The following is a 9313-nucleotide window of genomic DNA, read 5'->3' as shown; positions in this document are numbered from 1 at the left end:
ACGAGATGACCTGGGCGATCGAACGGCTGGACGCGTTGAAGGCGGGGAACATGGAGGTCCCGCCGGTGGTGGCGACCCTGAAGATGGGCACCCTGGAGGACTGGGGACCGGGCTGGGTGCGCAAGACCTGGACGCCCTCGCTGGAGATCCTCAACGGCGACGGGTCGATGTTCGGCGGCTACCTGGCGGCGCTCGCCGACCAGATCCTGACCTTCGCCGCCATGACCGTGGTCCCCGACGAGAACCACTTCCGGACCATCAATCTGCAGATGTCCTTCGTCCGTGTCGGCCGCGCCCATCCCCTGGTGATCGAGGGCCGGGTCACCGCCTCGACCCGGCAGCTGATCACCGTGGAGGCCGACTTCCGCCGTGAGGACGGCGAGCTGATCGCGCGGGCCGCCGCCCAGCAGATCCTGCTGCCCAAGCGCTAGGGCTCTTTTGCTTGGCGCGCTTTCGGACGGCGAACCGGCGACCACTTCGCCTGAAAGCGCTAGGAGGTGAGGCCCAGACGCTTGCCGACCATGTTGTCCACCATCCGCCGGGGCAGGTTGGCCATCATGAAGGTCATCACTGGATTGGGGGCCACGGTGTAGCGGACCTTGGGCTTGGCGGTGGTCAGGGCCTTGGCCACCGCCTCGCCGATCACCTCGGGCGCCAGGCCGGCGGCCCCGCCGGCGGTCATGAAGGCGTGGACCTTCTGCAGGGCCGGATAGAAGGGGGTGTCGCGATAGGGCTCGATATCCTCAGGGCGCGCCTTGCCCCAGATCGGCGTGGCCACCGCGCCCGGCGCCACCACGATCACGTCGACGCCGAACAGCATCAGCTCGCGGCGCAGGGATTCCGACAGGCCCTCCAGGGCGAACTTCGAGGCGTTGTAGGGGGCCATGAAGGGGGAGCCGTTCTTGCCCCCCACCGAGCTGATATTGACGATCCGGCCCGCCGGTTCGCCCTTCAGCAAGGGTGCGAAGGCCTGGGTGGTGGCCACAACCCCCGTGAGGTTGACCTCGATCTGCTGACGGAAGTCGGCGATGGGCAGATGCAGCAAGGGGCCGGCCACGGCCACGCCGGCATTGTTGACCAGACCCATCAGCGGTTCGCCGTCCAGGGCGACCCGCACCTGCTCGGCGGCGGCGTGCACGGCGGCCTCGTCGGTGACGTCGAAGATCAGGGGTGTGAAGCGGTCGCCGAACTCCTGTTTCAGGCGGTCGGCGTCCGCGGCCTTGCGGACGCTGCCGAATACCCGAACACCCCGTTGAATGAGCACCTTGGTGACGCCCCAGCCGATGCCGGTGGAAACACCTGTGACGACGACGCTTCTCATGCTCGCAACCCCAGTTGATCAATCTGTGTGACTTCGGCCTCACTCAATGGGCCGGCAGCCTCCGCCGCAAGGGCGGCCGTCAGTTCCGCCCGGTTCTTGACCCCCAGCACCAGGGTGTCGACGCCGGCCATGCCCAGCGCGTAGCGATGGGCGACGACCGCTGGGTCGGCCCCCCAGGACGCGCAGAGGACCCGGTAGGGCTCAGCGCGCTGATAGTCCCGGGCATCTGGATGGTTGGGCGACAATTCTCGATCCATCTGAGCCGTCAAGGCGCCGGCCTGGACCGCGCGGATTCCCATGACCCCGAGACCACGGGCGTTGGCCGCCGCCAGGACCGTGCGGGGCTCTGCAGGTTCCGCGAAGCGGCGGATGCCGCCGGCCGAGTCCATCAGATTGGTGATCACCTGGACCACCGCAGGTGTCGGACTGTGGTCTATGGCGGCCAGCACCGACTTAGGGACACCGATCCCGGTGATGCCCCAGGCCCCGATGCGTCCCTGGGCGACCAGACGCTCAAATGCCGGAACCACCTCATCGACATAGAGCGACCAGGTGGTGGAGAAGGCTGCCCGCCGCGCGTCGCCGTGGGCATAGGCATAGTCGTCCGGGGCGATGCTGGAATGCAGGAAGAAGACGTCGGCACGCTCCAGGCGCATAGCCGCCAGGCTGGTGGTGAGGGAGGCTTCAAGCCGCGCTGCAACCTCGGCGGCCGGCGGCGATCCAAGGTCGCACTTGGAGGTGACCCTCACATGGGCGGGGAGCGCCCCCTGGAAGGTCTCGCCGATGATCTGTTCGCAGTTGAGATACATCGGTGCGGTGTCGATCAGGTCGATGCCGCCGTCGACGGCCGCCCTCAGTGTGGCGGCGGCCTCACCGCGACTGGTCTCGCCCCAGACCTGGCCGATACCCCCTCCGCCCAGGGTCAGGCGACTGACCGACCCCAGGCTTCCCAGCGATTGGCTTTTCAACGCGCCCCCTCCGTATTATTCCGATTATCGGAATATCCGGCTTTCGGAGCTTATGTCAAGGTGAAGCGGTTTCCCCTCGACCTGTTCGCAGATTAGGCTGGGCCGATGACTCGCGACCTTCCGGCAGCCGTGACCCAGGACGATGGGCAAGCCAAGGCCCTGACCGACGCCATTGCGGCCCTAATGCGCCAGTTCAAGCTGGAGCCCGGACTGTTGGCGGGCAGCGCCTATGGCGATCTGCACGCCAATGATGTCGGCCTGCTCTCGGTGCTGGGGGAGGCGGGCGACTGGACGGTCCGCGGTCTGGCCCAGGCATTGAGTGCGCCGGACTCCACCATTTCCTCGGCGCTGGACCGGCTGGAGAGCCGTGACCTGGTGGCCCGGCGCCGTCGCACCAGTGACCGTCGGGTGATGCGCGTCGAACTCACCGCAGAGGGTCTGGACCTGATGCTGCGATTACGGGCTGCCCAGTTGAACAATTCACGCAACATGCTGGCGCGCCTGTCGCCGCAGGACCGCGCCGACCTGATCCGTCTGGTCAGCGCCGTCAGCCAGGGAAAGAGCTGATGCCCACCGCGAAGGCCAATGGAATCAACCTCTACTACGAACAGGCGGGCTCGGGCCCGCCCCTGCTGTTCATCTCGGGCACCGGCGGCGACCTGCGCAACAAGCCCAACCAGTTCGACGGGCCGTTCCCGAAAGCCTTCGACATGGTCTCCTACGACCAGCGGGGCCTGGGCCGGTCGGCCAAACCCGACACCGCCTACACCATGGCCGATTATGCCGACGACGCCTCCGCCCTGATGGGCGAGCTGGGGATCGAGAAGGCCCACGTGATCGGCGTCTCCTTCGGCGGCATGGTGGCCCAGGAGCTGGTGTTGCGGCACCCGCACCGGGTCGACCGCCTGGTCCTGGCCTGCACCTCGCCGGGCGGCGCGGGCGGGGCCTCCTTCGCCTTCCACGAGATCGGCCACCTGCAGGGCGAGGCCCGCGCCAAGCATCTGACGCCGATTTCCGACACCCGCCGAGATGACGCCTGGGCGACGGCCAATCCCGACACCTACAAGCAGATCATCGCGATGAGCTCGGCCGATCCCTATGCCGACGAACCCGGCCACGAGATGGGCGCCCGGCGGCAGCTGGAGGCCCGCGCCCACCACGACACCTGGGACCGCCTGAAGCAGATCGAGGCGCCGACCCTGATCGCCGCCGGCCGCTATGACGGCATCGCCCTGCCGCAGGCGCAGGAGAACCTGGCCAGCCGCATCAAGGGCTCGACCCTGCGCTTCTTCGAGGGCGGCCACCTGTTCATGATCCAGGACCGCACGGCGACGGCGACCATGATCAAGTTCCTGAACGGCGAAGAGGTTTAGGCCGCGTGGAGCAAGGCTGACACCGCCGCGGCCACCTGGGTGACGTCGTAGGGCTTGCGAATGATTGGGGCGTCGAAGCCCAGGGGCGCACCGCCGGTGTCGCCGTAGCCGGTGGCGAAGACGAAGGGAATGCCGCGCGCCGCCAGGGCCTCGGCCACCGGATGCACCGACAGGCCGTTGAGGTTGGCGTCCAGCACCGCAGCGTCGATATGGCCGTCCAGCAGGGCCATGGCCTCGGCCAGCTCATAGGCCGGTCCCACCACCTCGGCGCCGGCGTCGGAAAGGCCGGTCTCCAACTCCAGGGCCAGCAACACCGCGTCCTCGACGATCAGCACCCGGGAGCCGCGCAGGTCAGTGGGACGGTTGGTGGCCGGCGTGGTCTCAAACACCCGCACCGCCGGGGCGTCGGGGACGTTGTCGGGGCGGTCCACCAGGGTCTGGGCGCCGGCCGTGACCCTGACTCTGACACCTGAGGCGCGGAATTCAGGGACCACCTCGCCGTTCAGCTCGCGCCCCGTCACCTGGGACAGCAGGGTGGACCCGAAGCCCTTGTGCCCGGGAACGCTCACCGGCGGTCCGCCGCTCTCGTTCCAGATCAGTTCGAATCCGCCACCTCGCAACCGGGTCCAGCGCACGTCGACCCGGCCGGTGTCGGTGGAGAGCGCCCCGAACTTCACCGCATTGGTGGCCAGTTCGTGCAGGGCCAGGGACAGGGCGTTGGCGGCCCGCGGCGTCAGGAACAGCTCAGGTCCCTCCCAGCGGGTCTGGCCGGGCGCGATGCCGCCGAGCTCGGCGGCGGCCAGGTGGGCGATCCCCGCACCCCGCCAACGGGCGGCGGTCAGCAGCTCGTTGGCCGACCCCATGGATTTCAACCTACCCGAGAAATTGGACAGGAAGCTTTCGAGCGAGGTTGTGCGCTTGGCGGTCTGGTAGGCGAGCGACTGGACCGCGGCGAGCACGTTCTTCACCCGGTGGTCCACCTCGGCCATCAGGGTCCGGCGCTGGTCCTCCTCGACACGGCGGTCGGTGATGTTCTGGACGACCCCGCAGATCGAGGTCACCTCGCCCTTGGCGTTCAGCACCTGGATGCCGGCGGCCCGCAGCCAGGTGATTTCTCCGTTCGGCCCCGGACGCAGGCGATACTCGGCCTCGTAGCGGCCCTCCGTGCGCAGCCCCTGCTGGATTTTCTCGCTCAGGGCGTCGCGGTCGTCGGGATGGACGAGCTGCTGGATTTCCTCAGCGTCGCGGACCGGGGTTTCGCCGGCGGGCAGGCCGGTGATCGCCGCCATACGGTCGCTGACGACAAAGACGCCGCGAACCATGTCCCACTCGAACTCACCCAGACGCGCAGCCTGCAGCGCGAGATCGAGGCGCTTGCGGTCCAGGTTCAGGCCGTTGGCCTTTTCGCTCATGGGTGGGATCATAGATCGGTGTTTGCCCCGACGCGACAGGAACCATGGGTTGAGCCTCCGCTTTTGCGACACAACTCGATCAAGCGGAGCCGCTTTGCGCGAAGGCTGGAACCGGCCTAAGATGGTCGGCGTTGAGGCTCTGCTTCCCCATGTCCGCAAGGCTTTGCGGGGTCAGTCCTAATTTTCTGGAGATTCTTCAATGCCCGCGAACGCCGTCGAACGCACCGCCGAGGAAGCCAAGGCCGCCGCCAACTCCGTGGCCGAGGCCGCAACCCAGCTGGCCAGCCAGGCCGAACGCAGCTTCGCCGAAGCCGCCAAGCGCTTCGAGAAGGTCGTCGCCGAGGGGATGGAACAGGTCCGCGCCCAGAGCCGCACCTATGCCGACAACGCTGGCGAGCATCTGGACGAAGCCCAGCGCTATGTCGTCGAGCGGGTCCGCGAAAAGCCGCTGATGGCCGCCGGCACCGCACTCGGCGTCGGCCTGCTGGTGGGTCTGCTGCTCGCCAGCGGCCGTAACCGTTGATCTTCAAGAAAGCGCTTCTCTACGTCTCGGCCGTTTCCGCGCTCGCCGCGGCGGCGGTCGTTGTCGTCGTAGCCCTGGCGTTCGCGCTCTACGCCGCTGTCCTGCCGCTGGTGGGGCCCGCCTGGGCCGCCGCCTCGGTGGCCGGCGCGGCCGCGGGGCTGATGGTCCTGTGCGCCCTGGTCCTGCTGATCAAGGTCAACCCGCCCAAGTTCGGCAAACAGCCGCAGGAGCGCGACGTGCTCACGCGGCTGATCGATCTTGCAAAGGACAAGCCCATCGTTGCGGCCAGCGCCATCATCGCTGGCGCCGCGGTGGCCCTGAAGAACCCCAAGATCGTCGCCACACTGTTGGCGACGGCCATGGCGACGCGTCCGTCGAGCACGCCCAAGAAAAAGTAGCGAACCCGACACGGGGTTGAGGGGTTTCGGAAGGGACGGGCGCATCGCGCCCTCCAAAATCCGGAACCCCGCCATGTTCGAACTGCCGCCCCTGCCCTACGACCACGCCGCCCTTGAGCCGGTGATCTCGCGCGCCACGATGCATCTGCATCACGAAAAGCATCACCAGAAGTACATCACCACGCTCAACGCGCTGTTGGTCGAGGCCGGGACCACGCCCGAGTGCCTGGAAGCGGTGGTCCGCGACGCCTTCGGCGACGACTCGGCGACAAAGCTCTTCAACAACGCCGCCCAGGCCTGGAACCACACCTTCTTCTGGGCCGCCATGAGCGCCCGCAAGCAGAAGCTGGAGGGCGCCCTCATCCAGGCCGTGGCCCGCGACTTTGGCGGCGTCGACGCCCTGAAGGCGGCCTTCGTCAAGACCGGCAATGAGCACTTCGGCTCCGGCTGGGTCTGGCTGGCGGCGGAGGGTGACTCCCTGAAGGTGCTGGCCACCCATGACGCCGAGGATCTGCTGATCCACCGGGGCATGACGCCCCTGCTGGTCTGCGACCTGTGGGAACACGCCTACTATCTGGACCACAAAAATGACCGCGAAGGCTTCCTGGCCGCCTGGTTCGACGCCCTGCCCAACTGGAGCTTCGCCGAGAGCCAGTACGCCGCCGCGCGCGGCGAGGAGAAGGCCTGGGCCCACCCGGCGCCGGTCGATTCACCGGCGGGAACGGCTGCGCTTGACGCACGTTCGAACTAGGTACGCCAACCAACCGGAGCTTCCCCCATGCTGAGCTGGGCCCTGACCTTCCTGGTGGTCGCCTTGATCGCCGGCCTCCTCGGTTTCACCTCCATCGCGGGCGCCGCGATGGGTGTCGCCAAGATTCTGTTCTTCGTCTTCCTGGTGCTGTTCGTGGTCAGCCTCGTCATGCACCTCGTCCGCGGGCGAAGCGTCTAGAGCCTGATCCGTTGAGGTGGAATCGCTTCGCGATTCTGCCGATGCGGTGAATCAGGCTCCAGATATAAGCGAGAGCATGATTCACGCTTCAGCCGGGACCGCTACGCGGTTCCGTCTAAAACGATCATGCTCTAGCTACGCTTACGGAACGAACATGACAAACGCGCCTCTGACTCGGTCGGGGGCGCGTTTTACTGTGTGGAATGGGAAGGCTTAGCGCCGACTCAGCGACCAGACGCGCTCTGACTCGAACTTCGATCCGGTCCAGGCCAGCGCCGTGACCCGCATCTCGGCGGCGTCGGTCTCGATGATATTGAAACCCGGCGGAACGCCGCGCTCGCGAATGGAGAGCGTGCCGGCGCCGGCCGCATAGGTTTTTCCGTCGCCATAGCCGTAGGGCCAGGTGAAGGGGGCGTGGATATGGCCGGTCAGCACCAGGTCGACGCCGGCCTCGGCGAAGGCCTTGGCGGCGGCCTCCCCGCGCCAGACCTTGCCGGTCATGGGGCCGCCCAGCATCTCGGTGAGCGGGTGGTGGCAGACCACGATCTTCAGGGCCTCGGCCGGCGCCGCGGCGAACCAGGCCAGGGCCTCCTCCACCTGATGCTCGGAGATCTGGCCCTTGGACCAGTTGGCCCGGGGCTGCACGCCGCGCGCGGTGTTGACGCCATAGACCGCCAGACCGGGCGAGAGGTGCGTCTGGAAGCGGGCGCGGCCGATGGCCCGCTCATAGCGGGCGAAAGGGGTGAACAGGCGATCGTGCCAGGCGAGATACGGCGCGTCGTGATTGCCCGGCGTCACCAGCCGGGGTTCGGGCAGCTGCTTCAACCAGGCCGCAGCAGAGGCGAACTCACCCTTCTCTCCGAACCGGGTCAGGTCGCCGGAGACCACCACCAGATCCAGATGGTCGGCGGCCAGGCATTGCGTCGCCGCGGCCACAGCCTCGGCGTTCTCCCCGCCGAAGTGGATGTCGGAGAGGTGGGCGATCCGCATCAGGCCCTGACCTTCAGCGTCTTCTCGACCGACGTCTCGGGGGTGTCGGGCTTGGCGGCCTTCGGCGGCGCCAGGATGCGGGTCACCTTGTTTTTCCAGGTCACCTGAACATTGGCCTTCAGCCGCGCAGGCTCGCCGTCCAGCACCGCTGGAATTCCGTCGGAGGCCCAGACCCGCGCCTGGCGGCAGGCGATGGCCTGGACCGCGGGATCGTTGCGCCAATCGCCTATCACGCTGTGCAGGCCGATGCGCAGGGCCTCGGCCACCCCTGCGGGGTCCAGGGCCGCGGCCTCCAGGAACTGGTCGTCGTCATCGAGGGCGCGCGAGGCGATAGGGCACATGAAGGTCATGGCCTCGGCCTTGCCGCGCGGCCCGCCATCGAGGCTATAGCGCAGCCGGCCCGAGAAGGCGCGGCGCCAGGCGCGGCGCGCCCGGTGGAAGGCGATCAGCGGCCGGCCCTCGCGCACCGCCTCGCGGGCGGGCGCCAGCAGGGCGCCGGAACCCAGGATGGCGGCCACCAGGAACAGCCGTCCGTCCACCAGACCGCCGCCCAGGGGGCGTTCCTCGCCGTGTTCCAGGGTGTCGCGCAGCGCCTGTTTCCAATCGGTGGTCCCATAAACCGCCTTGGGCAGCATGTTCATGGTGCCCCCCGGCAGTGGCGCGATCATCGGGCCCTTCATGCCGCACAGCTCAGCCGCGGCGCGGGCCGTGCCGTCGCCGGCCAGGATCACCAGCAGGTCCGGCGAGCGGTCGATAGCGGCCTGCAGGCAGCCCGAGAGGTCGCCATTCTCAGGCACGCAGACATTCGTCTTGCCGCCGAACTCGGCCAGGATGGCGCGCGCTTCGTCAGGCGCGCCCGCGCTGACACTGCCCGAGGCGGTGTTGGCGATCAGTTCGATGCTTCGAATCTTGCCCCCCACGACGGTCCTCAGCTCTCGGTTTCTTTGAAGGTCTTGGCCTTCAGGTCACGGGCGGCGTCCATCACCACCGGCTCGGCGCGGTTGGTGGCGGCAGCCAGGCTATGATCGACGATCCCGCCGCTACGGGCGAAGGACCCTTCCTTGGCGGCCAGCACCAGCACCACCCCGCCCACCAGGGCGGCGGCGAAGGTCAGGCTCATCATGATCGGGTGACGCTTGCGGGCGCGGCGCTCGTCGCGGCGGCCGCGCTCATAGGCGTCGCGAACCTCGTGTTGTTCGTGGGCCATGGTGTCAGTCGAGATGGCGTTGCGGCGTTTCCACAGCATGGTCGTGGTCTCCGGTCGCGGATGGGACTCTCGAAACGGTGGAGGCTGTTAGGAGTTCCGGAGAACCGGCAAGCGTCGCCGTGCGTTGCTGCTGTGGATGGCTATGCCACGGCGCTGGGCTATGGTGGCGGCT

General features: G+C 67.9%; 13 protein-coding genes. 7 read left to right on the top strand and 6 right to left on the bottom strand.

The genetic code is table 11. The features are described from left to right. Positions 1-5 precede the first annotated feature (5 nt). On the top strand, positions 6-431 hold the full coding sequence (locus tag JKL49_RS02535) for a PaaI family thioesterase (protein WP_215338137.1): 426 nt from the start codon (positions 6-8) through the stop codon (positions 429-431). Between the two features lie 59 nt (positions 432-490). Here JKL49_RS02535 and JKL49_RS02530 read toward each other — a convergent pair whose 3' ends face one another. Together JKL49_RS02530 and JKL49_RS02525 are read right to left on the bottom strand one after the other, a co-directional pair. Continuing rightward, positions 491-1321: an SDR family oxidoreductase gene (locus JKL49_RS02530; protein ID WP_215338135.1), complete on the bottom strand. Its 831-nt coding sequence runs from the start codon at positions 1319-1321 to the stop codon at positions 491-493. Then, positions 1318-2289: an aldo/keto reductase gene (locus JKL49_RS02525; protein ID WP_215338133.1), complete on the bottom strand. Its 972-nt coding sequence runs from the start codon at positions 2287-2289 to the stop codon at positions 1318-1320. Before JKL49_RS02525 ends, JKL49_RS02530 begins: the two co-directional genes overlap by 4 nt. 105 nt (positions 2290-2394) lie before the next feature. On the opposite strand from JKL49_RS02525, the gene JKL49_RS02520 reads away from it, so the two are divergent. Both JKL49_RS02520 and JKL49_RS02515 read left to right on the top strand, forming a co-directional pair. Beyond that, complete coding sequence (locus JKL49_RS02520; RefSeq protein WP_215338131.1) at positions 2395-2856, top strand: MarR family winged helix-turn-helix transcriptional regulator; 462 nt, start codon at positions 2395-2397, stop codon at positions 2854-2856. After that, a complete protein-coding gene (locus tag JKL49_RS02515; protein WP_215338130.1) occupies positions 2856-3662 on the top strand; it encodes an alpha/beta fold hydrolase in 807 nt (268 codons plus the stop codon). Before JKL49_RS02520 ends, JKL49_RS02515 begins: the two co-directional genes overlap by 1 nt. On the opposite strand, the gene JKL49_RS02510 is transcribed toward JKL49_RS02515, so the two are convergent. Then, positions 3659-5074 (bottom strand): HWE histidine kinase domain-containing protein, encoded by a 1416-nt coding sequence (locus JKL49_RS02510; protein WP_249778010.1) that lies wholly within the window; start codon positions 5072-5074, stop codon positions 3659-3661. The two genes, JKL49_RS02515 and JKL49_RS02510, sit on opposite strands and share 4 nt — an antisense overlap. Positions 5075-5273: 199 nt before the next feature. Here JKL49_RS02510 and JKL49_RS02505 point away from each other — a divergent pair, with 199 nt between their 5' ends. The 4 genes from JKL49_RS02505 to JKL49_RS02490 all read left to right on the top strand — a co-directional run bounded on the left by JKL49_RS02505 (position 5274) and on the right by JKL49_RS02490 (position 6944). Continuing rightward, positions 5274-5597: a glycine zipper domain-containing protein gene (locus tag JKL49_RS02505; protein WP_215338128.1), complete on the top strand. Its 324-nt coding sequence runs from the start codon at positions 5274-5276 to the stop codon at positions 5595-5597. Further along, complete coding sequence (locus JKL49_RS02500; RefSeq protein ID WP_215338127.1) at positions 5594-5995, top strand: hypothetical protein; 402 nt, start codon at positions 5594-5596, stop codon at positions 5993-5995. The genes JKL49_RS02505 and JKL49_RS02500 overlap by 4 nt, the downstream gene beginning before the upstream one ends. A 73-nt stretch (positions 5996-6068) precedes the next feature. Next, positions 6069-6746, top strand: a complete 678-nt coding sequence (locus JKL49_RS02495; protein ID WP_215338126.1) for a superoxide dismutase — start codon at positions 6069-6071, stop codon at positions 6744-6746. Positions 6747-6773: 27 nt separating this feature from the next. Beyond that, entirely contained in the window at positions 6774-6944 is a 171-nt protein-coding gene (locus tag JKL49_RS02490) for a DUF1328 domain-containing protein (RefSeq protein ID WP_215338125.1), read from the top strand. 213 nt (positions 6945-7157) lie between these two features. Here the strand turns inward: JKL49_RS02490 and JKL49_RS02485 are convergent, their stop codons facing one another. Genes JKL49_RS02485 through JKL49_RS02475 form a run of 3 tightly spaced genes read right to left on the bottom strand, consistent with a single transcriptional unit; the run spans position 7158 to position 9180 of the window. After that, complete coding sequence (locus tag JKL49_RS02485; protein WP_215338124.1) at positions 7158-7934, bottom strand: metallophosphoesterase family protein; 777 nt, start codon at positions 7932-7934, stop codon at positions 7158-7160. Further along, complete coding sequence (locus JKL49_RS02480; RefSeq protein WP_347340346.1) at positions 7934-8854, bottom strand: diacylglycerol/lipid kinase family protein; 921 nt, start codon at positions 8852-8854, stop codon at positions 7934-7936. Before JKL49_RS02480 ends, JKL49_RS02485 begins: the two co-directional genes overlap by 1 nt. 8 nt (positions 8855-8862) lie before the next feature. Continuing rightward, positions 8863-9180 (bottom strand): hypothetical protein, encoded by a 318-nt coding sequence (locus JKL49_RS02475; protein ID WP_215338123.1) that lies wholly within the window; start codon positions 9178-9180, stop codon positions 8863-8865. Positions 9181-9313: the final 133 nt, after the last annotated feature.

Source organism: Phenylobacterium glaciei (genome assembly GCF_016772415.1).
In the GTDB taxonomy this organism is placed as follows: Bacteria; Pseudomonadota; Alphaproteobacteria; order Caulobacterales; family Caulobacteraceae; genus Phenylobacterium; species Phenylobacterium glaciei.
The sequence above is the reverse complement of the archived record's forward strand: the minus strand, read 5'-3'. Positions and strand labels throughout refer to the sequence as shown.